17 protein-coding genes and 1 riboswitch are annotated in these 23,940 nt (G+C 47.1%); of the genes, 5 read left to right on the forward strand and 12 right to left on the reverse strand.

What is annotated here, in order from left to right:
• Positions 1-6 precede the first annotated feature (6 nt).
• From KE626_RS23280 to KE626_RS23290, 3 genes are all read right to left on the reverse strand, one after another.
• Complete coding sequence (locus tag KE626_RS23280) at positions 7-3,648, reverse strand: SusC/RagA family TonB-linked outer membrane protein (protein ID WP_211975403.1); 3,642 nt, start codon at positions 3,646-3,648, stop codon at positions 7-9.
• Positions 3,649-4,057: 409 nt separating this feature from the next.
• A complete protein-coding gene (locus KE626_RS23285) occupies positions 4,058-5,065 on the reverse strand; it encodes a FecR family protein (RefSeq protein ID WP_211975404.1) in 1,008 nt (335 codons plus the stop codon).
• A gap of 117 nt (positions 5,066-5,182) precedes the next feature.
• Complete coding sequence (locus KE626_RS23290; protein WP_211975405.1) at positions 5,183-5,776, reverse strand: RNA polymerase sigma factor; 594 nt, start codon at positions 5,774-5,776, stop codon at positions 5,183-5,185.
• 443 nt (positions 5,777-6,219) lie between these two features.
• Here KE626_RS23290 and KE626_RS23295 point away from each other — a divergent pair, with 443 nt between their 5' ends.
• On the forward strand, positions 6,220-6,606 hold the full coding sequence (locus KE626_RS23295; RefSeq protein WP_211975406.1) for a hypothetical protein: 387 nt from the start codon (positions 6,220-6,222) through the stop codon (positions 6,604-6,606).
• 57 nt (positions 6,607-6,663) lie between these two features.
• Here the strand turns inward: KE626_RS23295 and KE626_RS23300 are convergent, their stop codons facing one another.
• The 6 genes from KE626_RS23300 to eat form a co-directional block, all read right to left on the reverse strand.
• Positions 6,664-7,794, reverse strand: coding sequence for a DUF5074 domain-containing protein (locus tag KE626_RS23300; protein ID WP_211975407.1), 1,131 nt, complete (start codon positions 7,792-7,794; stop codon positions 6,664-6,666).
• Between the two features lie 184 nt (positions 7,795-7,978).
• A riboswitch (cobalamin riboswitch) is annotated at positions 7,979-8,190 on the reverse strand.
• A 120-nt stretch (positions 8,191-8,310) separates the two neighbouring features.
• The gene (locus tag KE626_RS23305) at positions 8,311-9,675 is read right to left on the reverse strand and encodes an aldehyde dehydrogenase family protein (protein ID WP_211975408.1); all 1,365 of its coding nucleotides are present in this window, start codon (positions 9,673-9,675) and stop codon (positions 8,311-8,313) included.
• On the reverse strand, positions 9,672-10,382 hold the full coding sequence (locus KE626_RS23310; protein WP_211975409.1) for a gamma-glutamyl-gamma-aminobutyrate hydrolase family protein: 711 nt from the start codon (positions 10,380-10,382) through the stop codon (positions 9,672-9,674). The genes KE626_RS23305 and KE626_RS23310 overlap by 4 nt, the downstream gene beginning before the upstream one ends.
• A 2-nt stretch (positions 10,383-10,384) precedes the next feature.
• Complete coding sequence (locus KE626_RS23315) at positions 10,385-11,521, reverse strand: iron-containing alcohol dehydrogenase (protein WP_211975410.1); 1,137 nt, start codon at positions 11,519-11,521, stop codon at positions 10,385-10,387.
• A gap of 10 nt (positions 11,522-11,531) precedes the next feature.
• A complete protein-coding gene (locus KE626_RS23320) occupies positions 11,532-12,890 on the reverse strand; it encodes a glutamine synthetase family protein (protein WP_211975411.1) in 1,359 nt (452 codons plus the stop codon).
• On the reverse strand, positions 12,887-14,203 hold the full coding sequence (eat, locus tag KE626_RS23325; protein ID WP_211975412.1) for an ethanolamine permease: 1,317 nt from the start codon (positions 14,201-14,203) through the stop codon (positions 12,887-12,889). Before eat ends, KE626_RS23320 begins: the two co-directional genes overlap by 4 nt.
• Before the next feature lie 126 nt (positions 14,204-14,329).
• On the opposite strand from eat, the gene KE626_RS23330 reads away from it, so the two are divergent.
• The gene (locus KE626_RS23330) at positions 14,330-14,665 is read left to right on the forward strand and encodes a winged helix-turn-helix domain-containing protein (protein WP_211975413.1); all 336 of its coding nucleotides are present in this window, start codon (positions 14,330-14,332) and stop codon (positions 14,663-14,665) included.
• Between the two features lie 4 nt (positions 14,666-14,669).
• Here KE626_RS23330 and KE626_RS23335 read toward each other — a convergent pair whose 3' ends face one another.
• From KE626_RS23335 to KE626_RS23345, 3 genes are all read right to left on the reverse strand, one after another.
• A complete protein-coding gene (locus KE626_RS23335) occupies positions 14,670-15,158 on the reverse strand; it encodes a molybdopterin-dependent oxidoreductase (protein WP_211975414.1) in 489 nt (162 codons plus the stop codon).
• A 6-nt stretch (positions 15,159-15,164) separates the two neighbouring features.
• Positions 15,165-16,175, reverse strand: a complete 1,011-nt coding sequence (locus KE626_RS23340; RefSeq protein WP_249207645.1) for a cytochrome-c peroxidase — start codon at positions 16,173-16,175, stop codon at positions 15,165-15,167.
• 67 nt (positions 16,176-16,242) lie between these two features.
• Entirely contained in the window at positions 16,243-18,243 is a 2,001-nt protein-coding gene (locus tag KE626_RS23345; protein ID WP_211975416.1) for a TonB-dependent receptor plug domain-containing protein, read from the reverse strand.
• 242 nt (positions 18,244-18,485) lie between these two features.
• On the opposite strand from KE626_RS23345, the gene KE626_RS23350 reads away from it, so the two are divergent.
• From KE626_RS23350 to KE626_RS23360, 3 genes are all read left to right on the forward strand, one after another.
• Complete coding sequence (locus KE626_RS23350) at positions 18,486-20,231, forward strand: glycoside hydrolase family 9 protein (protein WP_211975417.1); 1,746 nt, start codon at positions 18,486-18,488, stop codon at positions 20,229-20,231.
• A gap of 146 nt (positions 20,232-20,377) precedes the next feature.
• Positions 20,378-21,883, forward strand: coding sequence for a glucose-6-phosphate dehydrogenase (gene zwf / locus KE626_RS23355; RefSeq protein ID WP_211975418.1), 1,506 nt, complete (start codon positions 20,378-20,380; stop codon positions 21,881-21,883).
• Between the two features lie 546 nt (positions 21,884-22,429).
• Entirely contained in the window at positions 22,430-23,929 is a 1,500-nt protein-coding gene (locus KE626_RS23360) for a hypothetical protein (protein WP_211975419.1), read from the forward strand.
• Positions 23,930-23,940: the final 11 nt, after the last annotated feature.

The raw sequence follows: 23,940 nt of genomic DNA on the forward strand, positions 1-23,940 counted from the left end.
CCTTTTTTAAATACCAACTTTTAATGAAAATGTGAATTGCTTCTGAATAGGCTGCGCTACACCGCCGGCATTGAAGAACTCGGGATCCTGGCCCTGCAGCCTTTTGTCTGCATAGAGCAGCCAGGGATTAATGGCAGCGGCGCTTACCGCTACGTTGCTTAACCCGGCACGCCTGGTGAGTTCTCCGGGCAGCTGGTAGGTCAGCGACACTGTTTTCAGCCGGATGAAATCACCTTTGGCCACTCTTTCCGTCGAGTAGTTGTAATTGTTGTAGGGATGAGCGCCGTTGAGCAATATTTGTTCAAAGGCATCCAGTATAGATGGAATATGTGTGGTGCCTTCATCGCCCGGCATCACCCAGCGATCGTAAAATTCCTTGGGCATGGCATCAAGGTCGGAGTAGCTTGTTTTGAAGGCAGGGTACAAGCGGATCTTATTGCCAAACTGGTAAGTAAAAAATATATTCAGTGATAAAGCTTTATAGCGGAAAGTATTGGAGAAACCACCGGTAATCGGGGGATCCACCGGACCCTGGTATACGAGGTGACTGGTGTTTAATGATTGCAGGTCTACGTCGGCACTCTTTGCGCCATTTTGATTAATAAATGAAGGAGCGCCTGACTTGGGATCGAGACCGGTATACTGGAGCGAGAAAAGGCTGTGTACCGGGTACCCTTCTGTGTTACCGCCTTCCGCCACTACGAGGTCAAAGATGCCGGGGATATTTTTTGCGTTGGTAATTTTGTTGGTGCTGTAACCAAAAGTAGCGTTGGACTTCCAGTTCCAGTCTTTAGTCCGGATGATATCTCCGCCCACCATTATTTCTATACCCTTTGAATTCATATCGGCATAGTTGGCGGCTTTAAACATTTCGCCACCGATACCGGAGGTTTTGATGCGGCTGATCAGGTCAAAGCTTTTACGTGTGTAAGCGTCGATGCTGAAGTTGAGGCGGTTATTAAAGAATCCGCCGTCGATGCCGATGTTGGTGGTATAGAGTTTTTCCCAGGTGAGATCGTCGTTCTGCAGATGTGACAGCCGGATAACGGATTCTACTTCAGACAGGTGCGGACGATTGGTATTAACGGTTTGGTATACGATATTGGAATTGGTAGCGGGTCCCATGCTGGCGGTTAAACCGTAGCTGGCGCGAAGGGTCAGGTAGTCCAGTTGCCGGATGCGTGCTGCAAAACTTTCCCTGTCTATATTCCAGGAACCGGCAATGCTCCAGGTAGGGAGCCAGCGGGCTTTTCGGGATTGTCCCAGCCGGTTGGAGCCATCGTAGCGCCCGGTGGCTGTAAAGTTGTATTTATTGTTGTAGGCATAGGTGCTGGTGGCGTAGAACGCGGCGAAGCGGTCATAGTCCCTGCCCATACCGAAGTAGGGAAAGTTACTTTCTATGGTTTGTTTGAGTATACGATAATCGGTAAAGGTGGCGCCGCCATTTTCATACTGATAGCCATAGCCGGTGTTGGATGCGTTCTGTCGGTCGGCGTATTTTACCTGTTGTCCTACCAGGACATTCAGCTGATGTTTTTGTGCGAAGGTGTCGGAGTAGTTGAGTCCGTTGCGGAAGTCGTAGTTCAGCAGCTGGTCTTCTGTGCGGTTATAAAAACCTCCGGCCGGCAGTACTACAATCGGCAATGCATCCGGGTTATCGGGGTCACGATATAGAAATTTATTTCTTTCGGCGATGGTGGCGTTGCCGGCTGCGCGGTAGGCATTGGCCATATTGGCATTTTCCGTGATCTGGTGTTCCCTGGAAGATTTCACATACCGGATAGCGCCGGTAAATTCGTAGCGGATATTTTTGGTCAGTTTCCAGGTGAGGTCGCCCTGCAGGCGCAGGTCCATCATGTTGAGGTCGAGATAATTATTTTTGAGTTCGTTGATGATATTGAACGGTGCATAATTTCTTCTGAAGTATTCCAGTCTTCCGCTTTCGTCATAAGCGGTTAATGTGCGGCTGGTATTAAGCGAGTAGCTGAATGGATTGATGTCAAAATCGCGGTCGTACTGGCCTTCAACCGGGTTGCTGCTGCGTGTCAGCGCCCCCGGCGCTTTCTGGCGGCGAACGGAAGCCAGTGTGGAGAACCCTGCGGAGAGCCTGTCGGAAAGTTTATAGCTGTTCCGGTAGTTGAGTGTATAGCGTGTTACTTTATCCGCCAGCGTCCATCCGTTGTCACTAAAAAAACTGGTAGAAAAATACGACTGTGCTTTATCGGTTCCTGATGAGATGCTGAGGGAATGTTCCTGCACAAAATTATTCCGGAAGAGGAGGCCAAACCAGTCGGTGTTGGCTTTGGCGTAGCGCAGTAAAAATGCTTTGCGGTGTTCAGGATCGTTTTCTACGGGAAAGTTACCGTTGTTGTCCGCATCCAGTTGTTCATACAGTTTACCAAATACGCCGATATCGCCCTGGGAAAGTATATCCGAGTTGAGGATACCTTTTCTTTCCAGTTCGGCCAGTACGGACATTTGTTGTCCGGAGTTCATGATATTGAAGTTGCGGTAGTTGGGTTTCAGCTGCGTACTGAAGTTGCCGCTGTAGTTAATAACGGGCTTGCCTGCACGGCCTTTTTTGGTGGTGATTACTACCACACCATTCATGGCACGGGCTCCATATAGTGCTGCTGCGGCAGCGTCTTTAAGAATGTCAAAGCTTTCGATGTCGTTGGAGTTGAGGCCGGCTACTGCAGAACCCAGCAGGGTGGTGGGATCTCCGCTGGAGAGCTGGTCGTTGGAGATATTGACCACATCTTCCAGTACCACGCCATCTACTACCCACAATGGCTTGTTATCGCCATTGATGGAAGTAGCTCCGCGGATGCGGACTTTGGGTGCGGTACCAAAAGTACCGGAAACGTTCTGGATGGCTACGCCGGCTACCCGTCCTTCGAGCATGCGGCTCACATCGGTGAGTCCGTCGATTTTTACATCTTCTCCTTTGAGCCTGGTGGCGGCGCCGGAGAATTTTGTTTTATCGATGCTCTGGAAACCGGTGACTACCACCTCCTGCAGCCGGGTAGGCTTTTCTTTCATCACGATGGTGAGCACGCCGCTTTTGAAGGAAGCAACGCTGATTTCCTCTGTTTTGTAACCGGTGTAGTTAAATACCAGGATGGCATCGTTGGCTACTTTTTTGAGTTCAAATACACCCTTTTCGTTGGTGGTGACGCCGCGGGAAGTGCCTTTGATCATGATACTGACACCGGGGAGCAGCTCTTTCTTTTCGTTGGTAACCATGCCTTTAACATCAGTAACGGGAATGGACATACGCAGTAACGTACCTGTAACTGATAGTGAAGCCGGTTTTTTGCTGTTGTCGTGCTTAATAACTACGCGGTCGTACATCACGCTGTAGGAAAGAGCATAGGGCGTCAGCAGTTTGTCGAGCAGGTCGCCTACTTTCTCATTATGCGCATTTACACTTACCTTATTCACATCCAGGGCCTCATTGCCTACAAATACAAAGGAAACTTCAGCGAGATTGCCGATTTTTTCCAATGCATCTTTAAGGATGACATTCTTTAGTTCGATCGTGATTTTTTTGTCGAGCGCATCCTGCAAGCCGTTTCTGGCATGGGCTTTTGTTACTGCGAGCAGGAGTAGTAAGCAATAAATAAATGAAGTTTTTCTACGGAACATAAGTATATTTTATTGGTTTCGTTCAGGCCATAGGATCTCCGTTCCGGTTTCTGGCTAAAACCGGGCAATAGACGGACAGCTGCATGCGCAGGTGTTTTTTAATTGACTGTATGGTGGCTGTCTGTTAGCCGGACAGTAAAGAGTTAATCGGTATCATGTGCGATGCAGTTTTTGGTTGAAAATAATGTTACAGTCTATAGCTATGGTAAGTATGGGCAACAGGCAGCCATTTGATTCAATGTGTTGCATTGATCAATCAAGTTAACCAGCATGAAGTGCATTCAGGCTAAAGGCCACCAGGATAGTATACCAGACTTATAGTGTTTTCTTTCTCAGAACCGGGTTCAGTTTCGTTGATAGCAATTCATTTTGAATATAGTTTGGTTAACGATATTTCGGTTGTTTTCGTTTATTTGCAGTTCCCGCCAACAATGATATATCCGTTGCCGGTACTGTCTTTCCTGACTTTGGTATCTAATGAAAAAGCGATTAATGCAAGCGCTTTATCTACATCATCTGTTGTATTAAAAGAGCCATAAAATCTGCACTGTGCGGATTGTTGATCTGTTACCACCGGCACGTTATAATAGCGTTGCAGGTCGGTGGCTACTTTGGATAAAGGGTCTCCTTTGTAAATAAATTTGCCGCTCATTTTCTGTGTAAAAAAACGTACGTCTTCGGTGGCGTCCTGTAGCTGCAGATCCTGTGATGCCGGGTTGTATACCGCTCCCTTGTTGGCGGTGAGCACCAGTTGCCCGTTTTTATGGGACTGGTTTTCACGGGTATTTACCTGCACCATCCCGGATACTACTACTACTCTGGCCATTTTCCCTTCGCGTACTTCCATATTAAAGGAGGTCCCCAATACGGTTGTGTTAATCAGCGAAGAGGAAATAATAAAAGGATGCTTCGCATCGTGGTTGATTTCAAAAAAGGCTTCTCCCTTTAATACTACTTCCCTGTTCTTGCTGTCGAAGTTTTCCGGATAGCTGATGCTGGAGGCCTTTTCGAGATGCACCACAGAACCGTCGGGTAACTTCACTGTTTCTCTTGTTGTGGTAGTGGCGAATACCTTTTGTTTTACCCGTTCCTGTAATAGCATATACCAGGCGGCGCCCGCCAGCAGCAATACCACGGCTGCTGCGGCAATTTTTTGTTTATACAGACGGAATATACCTTTGAAAGAACTATCGTTGATGCCTATACGCTGGTGGATATTTTTCAGCATCCGTTCGGACAGGCGTTTGTCTAATATTTGTTTTGCCGTTAACAAGTCGGCTTCAAAATACTCTGTGGCTGCTGTTTCCAGCTCTGAAAGATCGTTGGCTTCCAGGTAATCCGCCATCCACTCCTGCTCTGCGGCAGTCCAGGTGTCTTTCTTTAACAGTTGTTTGAGATATTCCTTTCTGTTGGGCACTAGCGTGATGGTTTAATCTAAATACGCGTGGTTGACAAAAACGGGTGGGTCTTTTCCGGATTTTTTTTGAGAAATACAAATATTAATTTAAACATAATATAAAATTCATTGGTTGAATTAGGAATCATGGTAGTTCAGGAATAGCAATAGCAGTACAATATATTTATGGTCCCCGTTGCGTTGCATATAATCATTCAGTTTGATCATGGCGGCCGATAGATGTTCTTTTACTGTATTCCGGGAGATATTGAGTTCATGGGCTACTTCTTCATAAGTTTTACCTTCCAGTTTACAGCGGGTAACAATGGTTCTTTTTTTGGGAGATAATTTTGAGATGGCCTGTTCCAGTAAATGATACTGTTCTTCGTCGATGTTCTTTCGCTCAATGGCTACGGGGTCATCGGCATCGGCCTGGAAGACGTTTTTATGAAAAGCCTGTTCGCGGAGTTTCTTTCTCACGAAAGAAACACACATGTTAAAGCTAATCACAAATAGCCATCCGCTGACGGATTGGTCGGGTTGTATGTCCTGTCGCTTTTCCCATAGGCGGGCAAATACGTCCTGCAGGATATCTTCTGTTACCACCTCATCTTTCACAAACTTGAAAATATTGCGGTACACCGCCTGGTGATATTTCCAGTACAAGGTATCAAAGGCGCTTACTTCATGATTTTGTAATCGCGTTACTAATTCAGCATCTAGTATATTCATATTTCTTCTTTTATATAAATCATATCGTGGAATACAATTTATATGGCTAGAAAAAAGCCAGGTTTCCCAAAGGCAATGGCCATCAATTCTGCTGTATAAATTAGTAACAAATATTATTATTTAATAAAGAAATTCGTATTAACTATAATTATAAATCGTTATAGGCGTATACAGAAGGATAAGCGCAAACAAGGTGGCGTGTTGGTGGAGGGCTGGGAGCGGGTTTAGGGATGAGGCAGGCATTTTTGGTTGCGGCAATTCAGATAAATATGCCTTTGTTGGGAAAATACGGTTCGCAGTTCTGAGGAGAAATGAATAAATTCTTTCTTTTTTATTTGGAATATGGCTATAATAGAGGTTGTTCCTTTTTGGATGAACATACTTATTCAGGCATGGGAATTTATTCCGGCTTCTTTGGTAAAAAACTTAAACGTTGTAAATATATGAGACTGTTAATCCTTATATCACTGATCAGTAGTTTTTTAAGCTGTAACCTGGAGAACTCAAAATTTGTACGAAAGAAAATTGATAATAATGACATCTCCATAAAATGGTATTATTATAGTTACATCACCAACGGCAGCCCCGACTTTGTAGTCGTGGAAAAAAATGGCAAGGAGAAAGAGATTTACAAAGCAACAGGGACTGTTTTGAATGTGATGCTGAAAGACCATAACATTGTCCTGAGGACGGTGGGACCATCGGAAAGTATGATATTTACAAAGCATGTAGAGGAAGAAGTATTTGGATATAAGATTACGTTAGATACTACGGGTACTTATCACGAAAGGAGATTAATACCTGATGGAATAAAAGAAGGATGGTGGTAGAAAAGTAAGCGCACCCTTTTTACGCTGACAAAAAAGGGCACGCTTTATTAATTCATTTTATTCATGAAACACCGGCATCGCAGGGAAGAACCATCCGTTATAGGTCAGCGTTTTTTTCAACGTAGCCGTGCTGGCATCATAGATCAGCACCCTGTTGATACTCCCGGTGAACGATCCGTTCAGCGTAGTCACCACCAGCTCATTCTTCTCTTTATTATACGCAGCGCCTGCACCATAGAAATATTGACCGGTTGGCAGCGTAATAAACGGCGTGGTCAGCGACGCAGCGTTGCCAATCACATAGCGGTATAATTGTGTGCCGCCGGCAAAACCGTTATTACGCACGATGTATACGGCGCTGTCCTGGGTAGAGGCGGTAATGCCCGCATGGCGCCATGCACCCCATGGCGACGGAACCGTGAATGGCAGTTTGATAGCGGTACGGGCAAGGGTTGACGGGACAATGCGGATCAATGAATCTGCATTGGTAGCATATACGGCTCCGTCTTTACCCGCAGCAAAAGCGAGATTGGCAGCGCCGAATTTTTTCACCACGGCATAGGTGCTGCTGTTCAGCGCTACGATACCATCTGTTTGAGATAATACAAAAATATAACCGCCTGCTTTCAGCATATCGCCGGTATAACCCGCCACGCCGCTTATTTTGGTGCCTACCGCCAGGGAAGGCAGCGTAATGGGATATACGCCGTCGCTGGCGCTTAACAGGCCATGTGTAGCATCTACCCCCAGGAATGCATGCCCGTCGTTGCCGGGAAGAGTGGCAATACGACCTGTTTCTACCATGGTGCCGCCATCAGTTACCACGAGCGGGCCACCGGCCTTTACCACGATGTAGAGTTTGTCGTTGAAGAAGGTGGCAAATTGCAATGTGTTGGAGGGGCCGCCTAATGCACCGGTAGGATTTTCCAGCTGGTAAACATTTTGAACGAGACTATCGCCGCTGTAGGAATAGAAATGCAGGTCGCCGGTGCCATGGCCAAACCATCCTTCGTTGGCAATAAAGAAACCGTTCGCATATTTACCGGTGATCAGCGATGCGGTAACACCGGTTTTGCTGTTGGCATCCAGCTTTTGGAGCTGTGACGGCTGCAGTGCATCTTCTTTTTTACAGGAAGCGACGAATAACGCAAGGGTTACAAATAAAGAGGACAATAACTGTTTTTTCATATACACGTTGTTTGATTGATGACATACCTTTCCCTGTCCGGATTTTTGGTCCGGAAAAAAACAACAGCAACTCAGCGCCGTAATGTTAACAGCGTAATGCGCCCAGGGGTAAATAATACTTACACAATAGAAATATAATGCCTGTTATAGGCTTACATTCCCGGCCTTTCACCCGAAAGCGCTGAATGATTGATCACATCTGGCAGGTCTTCTGGCTTTCCTGCTTTCCCGGGGAACCTTCCCATCTGCTGGGCAGGCAGACAGTGGTATGGAGTATCCGGAAAAACGATTCATGTTAATCATGAATGCAGGATCACAGCTACGGGGATAGCTCCGGTATTACACCGGATTCCCTTTTAATCCGCCGGAGGCGGAACCAATTGTGGATGCAAACGTACGTGAAGTATCAGTAAAATCCAAAAGGAAGGAAGTGGTGCTGCAGGACACCGGAGGGTCAAAAACAAAAAGGTGTTTCTTTTGAAACACCTTTTTGTTTTATAAAGTATCCGGATCAAATCATCCCTTCATCTGCCATGACTTTGTTTTTGTAAAAGCTCTTATGCCCTGGTGCGATAACGTGGCGCCAATACCTGAATGCTTCCTGCCGGCCCATGGCAGTCCCGCAGTTACGCGGTCGCAGCAGTTCCAGTAACCGGTGCCGCTGTTGATCTGCGACAGGATCGTTTCTGCCCTTTCCTGGCTGCTGGAATATACAGATGCTGTTAGTCCGTATTCAGTATCATTCATCAGGGTTATCGCTTCTTTATCGGTCTTTACTTTCATGATTCCAATTACGGGACCAAAGCTTTCTTCCTGCATGATCTTCATTTTGTTGTCCACATCTGTGAGGATGGTGGGTTCAAAATAGTTGCCATCATGCACAATGCGTTTGCCACCGAGCAGCAGGGTGGCGCCTTTTGCCCGGGCTTCATTCACCTGGTTTTCCAGGATCTCTAATTGTTCCGGCCTGGTGAGTGCGCCAAAGTATACGCCATCGTCGGTGGGGAAACCCAGTTTCCAGGAGCGTACTTCTTTTACAAAGGCGGCTACATATTCGTCGTACACATTTTCGTGTACGTATATACGTTCTACGGCACAGCAGCTTTGCCCGTTGTTGTAAAAGGCGCCGTCGGCGGTGGCGGCAGCAACGGCGGCAATGTCAGTGATGTCGTCGGCTACGTAGAGCGGATCTTTGCCTCCCAGCTCCAGCTGACAGGGCACCATTTTGGCGGCCACTTTTTCGTAGATGTATTTACCGGTTTTATAGGAGCCGGTAAAAAAGTAACCGTCACATTTTAATTTCAACATGAAGTCGCCTACTTCTTTCCCGCCGATGGCTACCCTGAATGCATTTTCATTCACGCCGGCCCTGGCTAATAGTTTTTCTATTTCAAGGCCGGTAAGGGTAGCATATTCCGATGGCTTGTAAAGCACAGCATTACCAGCCAGCAGTGCAGGAATAAAAACATTTACGCCTACGAGATACGGATAGTTCCAGGCAGAGATATTGCAGATCACGCCCAGCGGTTCATAGGAAATTTTTTCTTTCAGATTTTCGGTGTTGGTGACCCATTCATCTGAAAGATATTTTTCCGCATTATCCAGCATCCATTGGATGCGGGTTCTGGCGCCATTGATTTCATTACGGGATTGTTGCAGTGGTTTGCCTGTTTCTGAAGTGAGTATGCCGGCAAGTTTCTCTATGTGTTTTTCCAGCAGCTCACTGAATTTGGCGATAATTTTTATACGGTCGGCCAAACTGGTTTTCACCCACTGGGCTTGTCCTACTCGCAGGAACAGGAATTTATCCGTCAGTCTGGAGTCGATGTCTTCCCGTATAGATTTTAATAATGCCCCGGTGGCAGGATTCACGATTCTCATTTTGTATGATTTCTTACAGCTTTAATAAATTGTACTTTGATCTGTTGCGAAAGCGGATTGGCTTCTTTTCCAGGCATTCTCTCCGGATGCCACTGCACGCACAGCATAAAAGCTTTGTTTGTTTTATCCGCGAACTCTATTCCTTCTATAATATCATCGTCGGAAGTGGCGCTGATCATCAGGTTTTTTCCCAGGTGTGCCGGGTGAATAGCCTGGTGGTGAGCGCTGTTCACCTGTCCTTCTTCCTGGCCGGTAACGGTGTGGAGCAGCGTGTTTTTCCGGATATGTACCTTATGTATTTTATCGGCAATATCTTTTTTGTGTACCTGGTTGGCGGCTTCTCCAATGTCTTCATATACTTTACCGCCTTCAAGAATATTGATGTACTGTAATCCGCGGCAAATGCCCAGTACGGGGATTTGTTGCTGCTGTGAATATTCGTAGATCTTTTTTTCGAAGGCATCTCTTTCCGGTGAAAATTTTGCCGGCTGATGGGGATAGTTTTCTGCCCCGCCATAGTAGGATGGTAATACGTCGATCCCGCCCGTTAATACAATGCCATCGCAGGCAGGCAGGTCCTCGATATTGTTACTGAGATAAGAGAGGATAACCAGTTCTATGTCATCTCCCAGATCTTCGGGGGTGAACCAGTTTTCATAATTGGGGGCACTGGCTTCGGTTAAGCTGATCCCTATCTTTTTCTTCATGTCTATAGCGCGTTTAGGTACAACTGTTTGAAATCTTCCCTTGATACCGGTTTAGGATTATTGGGATGGGCAAAGTCGGCCAGGGCCAGGTCTGCCAGCGTTTCTACATGTGTTTCTTTTACGCCGATATCACGGAGGTGATGCGGGATATTTACTTTTGTATTCAGATCAAAAAGATACTGTACTACGGCATCGCCTGTTTCTTCCTTCAGCTCCAGGGTTCTGGCTATGCGGCGGAACTTATCTTCAAACCCGGCAATATTGAACTGCATGCCATAGGGAATGTTTACTGCATTGGCGAGACCATGATGTGTATCCAGCAGCGACGACAGCGGATGGGCCAGGGAGTGTACCACACCCAGTCCTTTCTGAAATGCGATGGCGCCCATCATAGAGGCCATGAGCATATTGCTTCTGCTTTCAATGTCGGGCTGGTTGGTAGCTTTTACGAGCGATTTATTGATAAGATAGATACCTTCCAGCGCAATACCATCGCACAGCGGATGCGGATTTTTTGCGAGGAATGCTTCCATGTTATGTGTGAGTGCATCCATGCCGGTAGCGGCGGTAATAAATGGAGGCAGCTCCATGGTGAGTGCAGGATCAGCAAATACTATTTTCGCCATGAGTTTAGGCGAGAAGAGAATTTTTTTCTGGTGGGTTTCGTCATCTGCGATGATCGCACTTCTGCCCACTTCGCTGCCGGTGCCGGCGGTGGTAGGTACGGTAATGAAATGGGGCACGTCGTTCGTCACATAGATATCGCCGCCAACCAGGTCATCGTATTTAAAAAGATCTTCCCGGTGGTTAATACGGAGCACAATAGCCCTGGCTACGTCGATCGCAGCGCCGCCGCCAATCCCGATGATGCAGTCGCGGTCTGTGGCATCCCACAGGTCTGTGCCTTTATACACATCACTCTTTACCGGGTTTTTGTGGATATCACTGAATACTTCCACCGACAGGTGATGTGCATGCAGGTCGGCTGTAATCGCTTTGAAAAAGGAGAGACCCGCAACAATTGGGTCAGTAACGATCATGGGTCGTTTAAGCCCGTTCTGCTGCAAGTAAACAGGTAATTCTTTTATAACGCCTGCGCCAAAACGGATGGTGGTCGGAAAATTATACTGGTATGCCATATGCTGATGCTTAGATGATTTCAAAATATCTTTTCAGTTCCCAGTCGGTCACTGCTTTTGCGTATTGTTTCCATTCCCATTCCCTTGTTAACGTAAAATGTTCCACAAAGGACTCGCCAAATAACTCTTTCGCTACGGCCGACTGCTTCATTTGTTGTGTGGCCATATGAAGGTTCTGTGGTAATACACCATTGGAGGTGTCTTTGTACCCATTGCCAATGGTCGCTTCTTTTGTCAGGGAAAGTTGATGGCGTATCCCGTATAGTCCGGCGGAGAGACAAGCGGCCAATGCCAGGTAGGGATTGGTATCTGATCCTACAACCCGGGTTTCCAGCCGGGTGGCTTTACTGTTGCCGGGTAATGCCCGGAGGGCAACGGTTCTGTTATCGATGCCCCAGGTAAGCGTAGTAGGCGCCCAGGCGCCCTCCACGAGGCGTTTGTAGCTGTTCACCGTAGGCGCTATCATCGGCAATATATGTGGTAAGCAATGTAACTGTCCTGCTATATAGCTTTTCATGAGTGCGCTCATTTTATGCGGATCCTGCTCATCATAAAATAAATTGCGCTTGCTGTCCTGATCCCATAAACTCTGGTGTACATGCCCGCTACAACCGGGAAGGTTTTCATTGATCTTCGCCATGAAAGTAGCAAGTATGCCATGTTTATACGCTATTTCCTTTACCGCCGTTTTAAACAAAACGGCTTGGTCGGCCGCCGGTAAAATGGCGGCGTATTTAATCGCCGCTTCGTATACGCCTGGACCGGTTTCTGTATGCAAACCTTCCACGGGGATATCAAATTTTACCAGCAGTTCAAAGAGACTGCTCATAAATTCGTTCTTCAGCGCGCTGCGCAAAATGGAATAACCAAACATGCCGGGCGTTAAAGGCGTCAGGTCCTGGAACTTTTTCTGATGCGCCGTATCTGGTGTTTCTGCAAAGTTAAACCATTCAAATTCCTGCGAAAAATAAGGTGTAAATCCGAGGCTGACGGCATCATTGAGCACTTTGCGCAGTAGTTGTCTCGGACAGGTATACACGGCGGTATCATCTTCCATTACAAAATCACCCAGGAAAAAAGGCACATCATTTTCCCAGGGTATTTTACGGAAGGTGCTGAGATCTATTTTTACCTGGGCATCGGGGTAGCCGGTATGCCAGCCGGTGTATTTAACGTTGTCATATACTACGTCGCCCATGTCCCAGCCAAAGGTGACATCACAGAATCCCAGCCGGCCTTCCACTACAGAAGCAAACTTTTCTGCCGCAATATATTTTCCTCTTAGTACCCCGTCTATATCGGTGACCGCTACTTTTACCTTGCCTGAAGGATGCTGTTTTATATACGCTAATATTTCTGATGTAGTCATGTATGGGCGGGTTTAAATATTTTATACAACAAAAAGGCGATGGCTAATATGGAAAAATAGATCACTCCCAATGTCAGATTGAAAATGAACATAGCAATAATAGACACCGTGGCAATTACCAGCGATATCAACGGGAACCATGGATAGAACGCCACTTTGAAGGGACGTGGCAATGTGGGTTCCCGTTTTCTCAATATGATAATTGATACCATGGAAATGATATAAAGGGTGAGCGCGCCAAAAACGGATACGATGATGATTTCCGATGTTTTACCGGAAAGCAGGGCTAAAATACCAATCACCATATTACCGATGAGCGCATTGGCGGGCGTATGAAAGCGCCCTGATATTTTTCCCAGGAAAGCAGGCATATTGCGTACGCGGCCCATTTCGTAGGTAGAGCGTCCGGCCGCGAGGATAAGCCCGTGAAAGGAAGCCACCAGCCCGAATAAGCCTACGGTGATCAGCAGGTGATACATAGGGTGATTGGCGCCTGTTATTTTTGCCAGCGCCAGGGGGAGGGGAGAATCGGAAGTTTCGCCGCTGATGCCGTTTTTGTAAACGATGGCTTCCCATCCGGCGATACCCGTAGCGGTAATAAATATAAGTATACACAATATAGCCAGGGTGAGGATGGCCCAGCCAAAGCCTTTGCTGATATCCCTCTGCGGATTCTTGGTTTCTTCCGCCACGTTGGCGATACCTTCAATACCCAGGAAAAACCAGATGGCAAAAGGGATAGCGGCGAAGGCGCCGCCCCAGCCGTTGGGAAAAGCGTTGTGGGTAAGGTTGACAGCCTGGAATCTGGGAACAGATAACCCGGAGAAAAGGAGCAGTTCTCCTACGGCAAAAATGGTAACGATCACTTCAAAGGAAGCCGCTGCTTTCACCCCATAAACATTTAACGCGGTAAACACAAAATAGATAGCGATGGCGCTGGTAAGGATAGGTACTTGTGGAAAAAACGCATTGAAATAAGCGCCGATAGCGAAGGCGATGGCCGGAGGCGCCAATATAAATTCGACTACCTGGGCAATGCCGGCAATAAAGCCGATATTTTTTCCCATTGCCCTGTTCGCATAATCAAATACGCCGCCCGCTTTTGGAATAGCGCAGGCCAGCTCCGCATAACTGAATGTAAAGGTTACATACATCACCATGATCACAAGGGTGGCAATGGCCATCCCCCCGGTGCCACCCTTTTCAAGTCCAAGATTCCAGCCGAAGTACATACCTGAAATAACGTATCCTACTCCAAGCCCCCAAAGCATAAAGGGGGTCAGTGTTTTCTTTAAACCCTGGTTTTGTGTCATTTGAAAGATCTCTGTTGTGTGTATGTGTAATATAATATAAAATAAAATATTTTTTAACGAAGTATTTTGGGAGAGAATTTAATAGCGGGGTCGTTTATCTTTACGTACATATCTACATATTACCACATGAAACTGATCGCAAACGGGCGCATATGGATTGAAACGGAAGAAGGCCCTTTTCTGGGCTATGGGAGAATTGAACTGCTGGAGAAGATCGGTGAGCTGGGCTCGCTGAGAAAGGCGGCCATTGCCATGAAGATTTCTTACCGGCAGGCCTGGGATTTTGTAGACCAGATGAATAAACGCACCAACCGCCCCCTGGTAGTGTTTGAAAGGGGCGGTAAAAATGGCGGAGGGGCTGTACTGACGAAGGAAGGAGAACAAGCTATTGCATTATTCCATCAGCTGAACAATGCCTTCCAGGATTTTCTGGCGAAGGCAGTTGCCGGTATCAATAAATAGATGCCTATTCTTTTGCAAATCGTACGGTCATACTTCTTACCTCCCAGATCCAGCGTGCAGGTTTCTTTTCACCCGGTACTACAATACGGAATGGTCCTTTGCCGGCTGGCAAAGGTTGACCATCCATTTTATCAGCCAGTATAATCACCCTGCTGGCAAAGGTGCTGTCCAGCTCAGGCAGGGAAAATAATACTTCATATCCATCGCCTGATTTTACCAGCAGGTACTTCGACATATTTTCTCCCCGTAACTGCGCACCCAGTGTAACACCCGCCTGCTGCAGGATTTCGTAAACCGGTACGCCCGAGTACCGGTGTTCTTTTCCATCCCGGTCGGCGGCGGTTACTTCCACATTTTTCATGCGGCCAATATCTGCTGCTGTCAGCTTCAAAGGGCGGCTTACTTCTCCTTCAACGGAAATACCGGTCTGCGCCTGCACAGCGGAGGTGAATAGAACAGCGGTTGTAATAAAGGTGATAAGTTTATGCGTCATGATCTGTTAGTTAAAAGGATTTGAAAACTGCGGGTTGCTGATAAATGCCGAATCTGTGAGCAACTGTAAAAAAGCAATGATATCTTTCTTTTCACTACTGCTGAGCTTCAGCGCAGTACCTCCCGCTTCGTTGGAGGTATTGCGGAGTACCGGGCTGAGAGCAGCACTGTTGATAATATGATCGCTGTAATGATCCAATACTTCCTGGAGCGTGCGAAAACGGCCGTCGTGCATATACGGGGCGGTCAGCGCAATATTGCGCAGGGTAGGCACCCGGAACCGCCCCCGGTCTGCCGCCAAACCGGTCAGTTTTTCCCTGCCGGGATCGGCTGGTAAACTATCCAGCCCGTTATTATGAAACGTTTCTATAAATAACTTCGGACCGCCATGGCAATGAGCACAGTTAGCGCCGCGGATATTTTTTTCCGGATCGGGCGCCCGCATAAACAATTGCATGCCGTTCATCGCGGCGGCATCGGGTTGATACTGTCCGGCCAGGTAACGGTCGTATGGCGCGCCGGCAGAAATCAGTGTTCTCTCGAATTGGGCCAATGCTTGTATGATCTGTTGTCCGCTGATGCTGTCGTTGCCAAAGGCGGCACGGAAAAGTCCCGGATATAGGGTGGAATGTTTTAATTTTTGTGCCGATGTTTCCAGGGACTGTCCCATTTCATGTGGGGCGGTGAGTGGCGTAAGCACCTGTTGCTCCAGGCTGCCCGCCCTGCCATCCCAGAAAAAATTCCTCACCCATAACAGGTTGGCGAGCGACATGGCATTACGGTCTGTAGGCACCTGGTCAACCCCGGTGCTAAAAGTTTTGCCGTCTGTAAATGCCAGCCGCTGCTGATGACAACTACCACAGGAAATTTTGTTACCGGCAGAAAGCCGTGTTTCGTAGAACAGTAAACGTCCCAGGTAAACGCCTTCCCGCGTGAGCGGATTGTTGGCCGGTATATTGATCCGGTTACCAAAATATGCCGGGTATTCAGGCGTGAACGGCGTTGTTGTATAAGCCATCCGGCTACCCCGGAAGGGGAGAGCCGCTAGTCCAAGTAAAATAATGTACCCGCATTTATTCATCTCACTAAAAATAGGAATAATTGAAGAGCGCTTTTGCAAAATAGTTTCTGCCCTGTTCCGGATAGCCTTCCGTGAGCATATAATTTTTATCAAAGATATTATTAACGCCGCCCTGCACCTTCAGCCAGGAAGTGATCTTTATCAGTGCGCCGGCATTCAGCAGGAAAAAGCCGGGTGCCTGCGTGCCATAGCTGGTGCTATACCTGGCTGCATCGTACTCTCCGTTCAGCAGGAAATCAAACCGCGAAATATTATACTGCAGCCAGCCCACCGTTTTATGCTCTGGTACATCCGTAAAATGAAGATTAGGATTGTCGAGGTTTTTTCGCCTGATAAAGGTATAGTTGGCGCCCGCTGTAAAGTTAACGGCTACACGCCAGGTAATTGCGGCTTCTGCTCCGTAATAGGCCGCCCTGCCTTTGTTTTGTGATTGCGACAGCCATTGGTGTTTTGCCGTATCATACACTACATTGCTCACATTCTGGATAACGTTGTGGATACGGTTATAAAATACCGATCCATCCAGCGTCACATTTTTGATCCGTGTATCGTTATACTGCAGCGCAAAATTCAAAGTATTTTCCGGTTGCAGGCCAGGGTTGGGAATAGCCGTTCCCAGTTTATAAGAGTAACGGTCTTTGATGGTCGCGAACCGCGTCATACGATCGGCGGAAAAAGTAAGTAAGCGTCCGCTGATAAAAACATACATGAGCTTAACCTGTGCGTTCACCGCATGGCTGTTGTTCGAAGGAAAATCGGTGATGGTTTTTGTTTGACTGTTATAATTTTGCGCTTCCAGGCTTTGGCGGTAATTAAACGCTGCGCCACCCTGCAGCGTCCAGTGTTCATTAAACGTATGCTGATCAGTAATACCGGCGGAGAAATTATTATCGGCCGATCTTCTTTCAGGTTCTCCTTCATTATGCTCCCGGTGTACATCCTGTTTGAAATGTACCGATGCTTTTAAAAGGTTGGCGGCAGATAGCGTTTGCCCGTATTCGATATTGCCGCCAAACGTATAGTCGTTGTAGTAACTGCTGAAGGCATATGGTTTTTTCTGTGTCGTATAACTGGCGTCATCAAAGCTCTTTAACAGGTTTACAAAACGATCGTAGAACAGCCTGGTTTTGAGGCTGCTCTTTGCCGTCAGACTGCTGTTGGAGAGAACGTAAATACTTTCTTTGTTCCATTTGGGCCATTGCCAGTAACGCGGGCTTTTGTACTGCGAATTCAGTGTATCCGTTCCCGTATATACCGGCGATCCTTTGCTGCCTTCCTGGTGAACGTAGCCGACGGCCAGCTCATTTTTATCGTTTGGCGTGTAACCAAGTTTGAATCCATATCGCCAGTCGTTATTATAGGAATTTTCCCGCTGGTGTCCATCTTCTGTTTTGGTAGATGTGAATTGGTTGGAGAGGTTATAATAATCGCGCTGGTAGCGGGACAGGTCGGCCTGCAGGTAGAATTTTTTCATGCGGCTGCCGATGTTGATGGCTTCTTCATGGCCACCGGTGAGCCAGCCGGCAGTGGCATTGATATCCAGTTTGTGTATCGGTTTGGAAGAAATGAGATTGATAACACCGCCCATGGTGTTGGGACCATACAGTACAGAGGCGCCACCTTTTTCCACTGTTATTTTAGAGAGATTGAAAGTGGTAAAACGGGCGAGATCCACATACCCGTCATAGGGCACATATACCGGCACGCCATCGATGAATACAGGTGTTTGCCGGAGATCAAAACCGCGGAGATAGATCATGGATTCATTCCGCGGTCCTACGTTCGACTGGGTGATACCCGGCAACAGGTTAAGGGCCGTGGCGGCATTGAGGCGATGGAATTGCCTGATTTGTTCCATGGTTACTGTGCTGGCGGAATCGAACCGGTTGCCCCGGGCAACAACTTCACCGAGAGAAAATATCCTGTTGCTGTCTTGTGCCGACTGTGCATGTACCTGTGTGATAACAGCCATCAGCAGGAGAATAGTCGTAAACGTCTTTTGCATGTAATTGTGGTTGATAATTTTCGTTATTCATTTTTTTGAATAACGATAGAAAAATGATAACAATTGTTGCGATAACAATAAAATAATGACAATAAAAGAGTTTGGAAAGTAGGGTGTATGAAATGCAATGATAGGGAGAAAATGGGGAAATTGCAACTATGGGTGTTGGAGAAAGATAATAATATGCGGAAATAATGTCTGAAAAACACTTATTTTAACCGTTGGTTTAAACAAGAAATTCCATGTTAAGAAACAAACCAGTACTCAGTTTCCTGCTATCGCTAACAGTACTCTCCGCATACGCACAGTCATCCGCTATACAACTTAATCAATGCGGTTTTTATCCGTACGCGCCTAAAATTGCCGTCGTTACTGTTCCTGTAACGGCTAACCGGTTTTACATTGTCCAGCAGCATGATACCGTTTTCCGGGGCATGCTTGGTAACGAGCAAAATTCTGCCTGGTCCGCCACAAAAACAAGGATCGCCGATTTTTCCGCCCTCACAAAACCGGGGCGTTACAAGGTGGTGGTACCTGGTGTCCCATCGTCATATGTGTTTACTATTGGCAACGATGTGCAACAGGCGGCCGGCATCGCGAGTTTAAAAGGCTACTACTATCAGCGCACAGATATGCCGTTGGAAGAGCGCTTCGCGGGGCAGTGGCGCCGCGCCGCCGGACACCCGGATACCCGGGTACTGGTGCATGCAGGAGCGGCCAGCCCGTTGCGGCCGGCAGGTACGGTGATAGCAACACCCGGCGGCTGGTTTGATGCCGGCGACTATAATAAATACATTGTCAATTCAGGTATTACCATGGGCACGCTGTTGTCGGCCTATGAAGATTTCCCCGGTTATTTTAAGCAACTGCCTACCAATATCCCGGAAAGTGCAGACGCAATACCGGATATTCTCAATGAAGTGATCTATAACCTGCGCTGGATGCTCACCATGCAGGATCCTGCTGATGGAGGGGTGTACAATAAGTGCACCAATGCTGCCTTCGATGGGATGGTGATGCCGGGGGTAACAAAAGCGCCACGGTATGTAGTGCAGAAAGGGACTGCTGCCACGCTGGATTTTGCCGCTGTAGCAGCCCAGGCAGCACGGGTGTTGAAAACATATGATGCTGAACTGGCCGATAGTTGCAGCCGGGCGGCCGTCAAAGCCTGGGGCTGGGCATTGCAGTTTCCCGCGTTGGCGTATAACCAGGATAGCCTGAATAAAGTATTTCAGCCGGCAATCACCACCGGCCCTTATGGCGATCGTTTCTTCCAGGACGAATGGTTATGGGCCGCAGCTGAACTATACCTCAGTACCCGCGATCCCCAATACCTCCAGGTAGTACAACAGCGTATAGGCGATCCGGTGAGTTTGCCCGCCTGGTCCAACGTAGGCATGCTGGCTTACTATTCCTTTCTGAGGAGCAAGGACCTGCCAACAGCGGCAGCCGGCATCGCCGGCCGGATGAAGCAGCGTTTACTGGCATTGGCCAATGGTTACGTGGAAAAGGAAAGCACCAGCGCTTTCCGGACGGTAATGGGACAAACAGCCCGTGATTTCATATGGGGCAGTAACTCCGTGGCGGCCAACCAGGGTATTGTATTGCTGAATGCGTATATGCTTACCCGTGACCAAAAGTATATAAACGGGGCGTTAACCAACCTGGATTACCTGCTGGGCCGTAATGCCACGGGATATTGTTTTTTAACGGGCATCGGCAGCAAATCGCCGGTACATCCGCATCACCGGCCTTCGGTAGCGGATGGCATAGAAGCGCCGGTGCCGGGATTGCTGGTGGCAGGACCTAATCCGGGTATGCAGGATAAATGCCATTATGAGTTTACGGCCCCGGAAACAGCTTATGCAGACATTGATTGTGCCTATGCTTCCAACGAAATAGCGATTAACTGGAATGCCCCGATGGTATACCTCGCTAATGGCATAGAAGCATTAAAACAACAGGCCGGCTACGTTCATACACGCTGAGCCATTTCACTTCTCGTATAGGAAGTTTGGTCAATATTTCCCGTTATAAACGGGGAATGAGGAAATTGTACGCCTTTACGGCAAAAATCTATTACCATATTCCGGGAATTGATGCTTAAATTACAGGGGTATAAACCGATGCTTAGATGAAACCTGGAAAAATAATCCCCGCCGCTATCACCATCTTCGGCGCCAAAGGGGATCTGACAAAAAGAAAGCTGATTCCGGCACTTTATAACCTGTATACCGATAAACATCTGCCGCCCTTATTCACCATCTATTGTGTGGATTTCCTGGCGGAAGATGAAGCAGCCTTTAAACAGGATCTGCTGGCAGGTATTAACGAGTTTAGCCGGAACGGAAAGGCCGATGAGAAAGAATGGGAAGGATTTGCCAAAAACATTCATTACCTGCAGGGTGATTTTCTGAAAACAGAAACTTATACCAATCTCAAAGATCAGCTGACGGCCTTTGAAAAAAAGCAGAAACAAAGCAGCACCCGCGTATTTTATTTCGCAGTAGCTCCCCGCTTTATTGAAATCATCGCAGAAGGACTGTATAAACATGATCTTTGCAACCGCGATGGACTCGATCGTATTGTGGTGGAGAAACCTTTTGGTACAGACCTCGACAGCGCCAAAAAGTTAAATCGTTTCCTCGGAAAACGCTTTGCAGAAAAACAGATCTACCGTATCGACCATTACCTCGGTAAGGAAGCGGTACAAAATATTATGGCTTTCCGTTTTGCCAACTACGTATTTGAACCACTGTGGAATAAAAAATATATCGATCATATACAGATCAGCGTGGCAGAAGAAGTAGGCGTGGGCAAACGCGGCGGATACTACGATGGCAGCGGCGCCTTGCGCGATATGGTGCAAAACCATCTTTTACAGTTGCTGTGTATTGTGGCCATGGACTCCCCCAAATTCTATAAATCTGAACTGATCCGCGATGCCAAAGTAAAAGTGCTGAAAGATATCAGGCAGTATACACCGGCACAGGTGTTGAAAAATGTGATCCGCGGGCAGTATACCGCGGGCAATGTACATGGCACACCGCGGCCTCCGTACCGGAAAGAAGAACATGTATTATCCACTTCCAATACAGAAACCTTTGTAGCAGCAAGATTATTTATCGATAACGAACGCTGGAAAGGAGTGCCTTTCTTTTTGCGCACCGGTAAATCTATGCCTGTACAGTCTTCCGTGATTGTAATACAGTTTAAAGATTCTCCCCATAAAATTTTTAAAGATGATATCACGCCCAACAGGCTTATCATCAGTATACAACCGGAGCTGGAAATAAGTTTGTTGTTTGAAAGTAAAGTGCCGGGGCTGAAAATGAAACTGAAGCCCGTAGAAATGGACTTTACCTACCAGGAATCCTATACCGAAACAATCCCCGAAGCATACGAAGCATTGCTGCTCGATGTGCTGGATGGTAATCCTACTTTGTTTATGCGTGCCGACCAGGTGGAAGCTGCGTGGAAAGTGGTAATGCCGATTGTGGATACCTGGAAAAAATATCCGGCCAAAGAACTGCATCTGTATAAAGCAGGTACCTGGGGACCTACCGCTGCAACCGTATTACTAAAACCTTATGCAAAAGATTGGTTCCGGTTATCGGCCAGGGAAGAGAGTATAAAGTAAACGCATATACGAAAACGCCTCCGCACAAGGAGGCGTTTTTTTTTTGCTTTGAAAACCATATGTTAACCGTTAGATCCGCCGGAATAGTGATCAGCAGCCAGATACGGTTGTAACTGCTTATCTGTCAATATTATTGTGTGTTCTACTTATCGAGAAAATAAATTTCCATTTAGGAATCTTATTTATTTATACTTTTATTTCATTGAGCGTAAACAACGACTTTTTGAGAGTACCCTATCACGAAAAAAAGGATTTTTGAATCAATTCCGCTATATGTTAACAAGCTAGTTTTTTACCCGAAACCTTGTGTTTGAGATTCTGTGTAACCCGAATTAAAAAGAGCATTTATTTTTTTTCAACCAATAACCGTATCAGTATTACTGCTGCATTGATGTGCTGTAAATCATGATTTTTTACGAACTGTCAACTTAAAACAAAGCCGTTTCCGCGTGTCTTGTTTTAACGGAATGCTGGATGCTATTCAGCTATCGATGCCGTATGGATACCTATGGAATTTGTATTCATATCTACCCAAAAATAATCCCCATGTTAACATCTCTATGCGCTATTTCATTACGGCGTTATAAAGGTTGCCTGCTGCTGGTATGGATGGCTGTTTGCAGTCATGCCGCAAGAGCACAGGAAACAAATGCCGGCTTTCCGAAAGACAGTGCGGCAACGGTGAATGCTCCTCCTGTTCCCTCAAAACTGGCTGCTCAATCTTTAAGAAAATGGTCCGCTTACAAAGCGCAGCTGATGCGGCGATCCGGGAAACAACTGAATGCCATCAAGAAAACAGATCTCGACATCTACCGGAAATTGTTTGCCTTCGACAGCATCGCTGCAAAGAATCTCTACCCGGAAGGGCTTGAAAAAATGTATGACGACAAGATTGCCGGTATTAAATCGAAATCTTCCACTGCCCTCAATTCCGTGACGGGAGCGTATCAGCCTTATGTAGATAGTTTACGTGGCATCCTGTCTTTTGCCGACAAATACAAGCTGGGGGGCGCCGCTGGTAAAGTAAAGGAGTCACTGGCAAGTATCAACGAACTGCAGGGAAAACTCCACGAGGCCGACCAGGTCAAAGAGTTTATACAACAACGGAAAGCGATGATCAAGGAATATTTATCGCAATACAAATCACTGCCCTCGGGCTTAAAGGATTCGTACGATAAATTAAACAAGGATCTCTACTATTATTCCGCACAACTGAGGGAGTATAAGGAGTCATTAAATGATCCCGATAAAATGCTGAAGAAAACGCTGGCGCTGATGAATAAGGTGCCTGCTTTCAAAAGCTTCATGGAAAAGAATTCCATGCTGTCGGAATTATTTGGCGGCTCTGCTGGAGCAGAGAGTGTGCTGAGAGGCAGCGCCGACCTGGTAACGCGGGAACAGATACAATCGCGCATACAGACACAGCTCACCGGCGGAGGCGCCAGCGCTGCCGGCGCCCTGTCGCAGCAACTGAGAGCCGCCCGTCAGCAGGTAGATAACCTGCAATCGAAGGTGATGGCTAACGGGCAGGAAGGAGGAAACGTAGATCTTCCCGATGGCTACACTCCCAATAACCTGAAAAAGAAAACACTGTGGCAACGGCTGGAGTATAGCTGGAACCTCCAGAATTTACCGGCTACCAATGTATTGCCGGTAATATCAGCGCTTGGTCTCAGCGCCGGATACAAAATTTCAGAAAATGCTGTAGCCGGTATTGGCGCTGCTTACCAGCTCGGATTGGGTAAAGGTATCAATGAACTGAAATTAAGCAACCAGGGCGTAGGACTGAGAACGTTCTTTGATATGAAACTGAAAAATACTTTCTGGCTGAGTGCTGCCGCAGAAGAAAACTATATGCATGAATTTTCAAAAATAGAGGAGATCCGGCATTTGCAACACTGGCAAAAGAGTGCGTTAATCGGCATAATGAAGAAGACAAAGATCGGCAAGCAAACGAACAGTATACAGGTACTCTTTGATGTACTGGCCAGCCAGCAGGTTCCCAGAGGCCAGCTTTTGAAAATCCGTCTCGCACATAAATTATAAAACCCTTCCCT

It is taken from the genome of Chitinophaga hostae, from assembly GCF_018224885.1.
Taxonomy (GTDB): Bacteria; Bacteroidota; Bacteroidia; order Chitinophagales; family Chitinophagaceae; genus Chitinophaga; species Chitinophaga hostae.

Coding starts and splice junctions, on each gene's coding strand:
- KE626_RS23360 (WP_211975419.1), top strand. CDS start 22,430: ATGTTAACATCTCTATGCGCTATTTCATTACGGCGTTATAAAGGTTGC.
- KE626_RS23295 (WP_211975406.1), top strand. CDS start 6,220: ATGAGACTGTTAATCCTTATATCACTGATCAGTAGTTTTTTAAGCTGT.
- KE626_RS23320 (WP_211975411.1), bottom strand. CDS start 12,890: ATGACTACATCAGAAATATTAGCGTATATAAAACAGCATCCTTCAGGC.
- KE626_RS23290 (WP_211975405.1), bottom strand. CDS start 5,776: ATGAATATACTAGATGCTGAATTAGTAACGCGATTACAAAATCATGAA.
- KE626_RS23350 (WP_211975417.1), top strand. CDS start 18,486: ATGTTAAGAAACAAACCAGTACTCAGTTTCCTGCTATCGCTAACAGTA.
- KE626_RS23340 (WP_249207645.1), bottom strand. CDS start 16,175: ATGGCTTATACAACAACGCCGTTCACGCCTGAATACCCGGCATATTTT.
- KE626_RS23315 (WP_211975410.1), bottom strand. CDS start 11,521: ATGGCATACCAGTATAATTTTCCGACCACCATCCGTTTTGGCGCAGGC.
- KE626_RS23300 (WP_211975407.1), bottom strand. CDS start 7,794: ATGAAAAAACAGTTATTGTCCTCTTTATTTGTAACCCTTGCGTTATTC.
- eat (WP_211975412.1), bottom strand. CDS start 14,203: ATGACACAAAACCAGGGTTTAAAGAAAACACTGACCCCCTTTATGCTT.
- KE626_RS23280 (WP_211975403.1), bottom strand. CDS start 3,648: ATGTTCCGTAGAAAAACTTCATTTATTTATTGCTTACTACTCCTGCTC.
- KE626_RS23330 (WP_211975413.1), top strand. CDS start 14,330: ATGAAACTGATCGCAAACGGGCGCATATGGATTGAAACGGAAGAAGGC.
- KE626_RS23305 (WP_211975408.1), bottom strand. CDS start 9,675: ATGAGAATCGTGAATCCTGCCACCGGGGCATTATTAAAATCTATACGG.
- KE626_RS23310 (WP_211975409.1), bottom strand. CDS start 10,382: ATGAAGAAAAAGATAGGGATCAGCTTAACCGAAGCCAGTGCCCCCAAT.
- KE626_RS23345 (WP_211975416.1), bottom strand. CDS start 18,243: ATGCAAAAGACGTTTACGACTATTCTCCTGCTGATGGCTGTTATCACA.
- KE626_RS23335 (WP_211975414.1), bottom strand. CDS start 15,158: ATGACGCATAAACTTATCACCTTTATTACAACCGCTGTTCTATTCACC.
- zwf (WP_211975418.1), top strand. CDS start 20,378: ATGAAACCTGGAAAAATAATCCCCGCCGCTATCACCATCTTCGGCGCC.